This is a genomic window from Microbacterium sp. Bi128, from assembly GCF_918698205.1.
Genome location: NZ_CAKKMM010001516.1, coordinates 1 through 1,184, shown reverse-complemented (window position 1 = coordinate 1,184; position 1,184 = coordinate 1). Strand labels below are relative to the sequence as shown.

General features: G+C 66.0%; 1 pseudogene. It reads left to right on the top strand.

The window, feature by feature from the left end:
* Positions 1-1,184: pseudogene (locus LQV45_RS34165) on the top strand (excinuclease ABC subunit UvrA); the annotation flags it as partial.

Genomic DNA, 1,184 nt, shown 5'->3' with positions numbered 1-1,184 from the left:
TCTTCAGCGGCGCCGGCTTCGACATGGACAAGCCGATCGCGAAGTTCACCAAGAAGGAAATGCACGACCTCCTCTACAAGGAGCCCACCAAGATCAAGGTCGAGGGCATCAATCTGACCTACGAGGGCGTGATCCCGAAGATCCAGAAGTCGATGCTCTCCAAGGACGTCGACGCCATGCAGCCGCACATCCGGGCCTTCGTGGAACGCGCCATCACGTTCCAGGCCTGCCCCGAGTGCGACGGCACCCGGCTGAGCCCGGAGGCCAGGTCCGCGAAGATCCAGGGCAAGAACATCGCGGACCTCTGCGAGATGCAGATCAGCGACCTCGCCGCATGGATCCGCGAGCTTGACGCCCCTTCCGTCGCACCCCTGCTGAAAGGCCTGCAGCACCTGCTCGACTCGTTCGCCGAAATCGGGCTGGGTTACCTCTCGCTGGACCGTCCGGCGGGCACCCTGTCCGGCGGCGAGGCCCAGCGCACCAAAATGATCCGGCACCTGGGCTCGTCCCTTACCGACATCACCTACGTCTTTGACGAGCCGACGATCGGCCTGCACCCGCATGACATCGAACGGATGAACCAGCTGCTGCTGCAGCTGCGGGACAAGGGCAACACCGTGCTCGTCGTCGAGCACAAGCCGGAGACCATCGCCATCGCCGACCACGTCATTGACCTTGGCCCCGGCGCGGGTACGGCGGGCGGCAGCGTGTGCTTCGAGGGAACCGTGGAGGGCCTGCGGGCGAGCGACACCATCACCGGGCGGCACCTCGACGACCGGGCCAGGTTGAAGGACTCCGTGCGTACCCCGTCCGGCACGCTCGAGGTGCGGGGCGCCTCGACGCACAACCTCAAGGACGTGGACGTCGACGTCCCGCTCGGCGTGCTCTGCGTCGTCACGGGTGTTGCAGGTTCGGGCAAGAGCTCGCTGATCGACGGCTCGGTGGACGGCCGGGACGGTGTGGTGGTGATCGACCAGGGCGCCATCAAGGGTTCGCGGCGCAGCAACCCTGCGACGTACACGGGCCTCCTCGAGCCGATCCGCAAGGCGTTCGCGAAGGCCAACGGCGTGAAGCCGGCGCTGTTCAGCTCCAATTCGGAGGGTGCCTGCCCCACCTGTAACGGCGCGGGTGTCATCTTCACCGAGCTCGGTGTCATGGCCACGGTCGAATCCACCTGTGAGGAC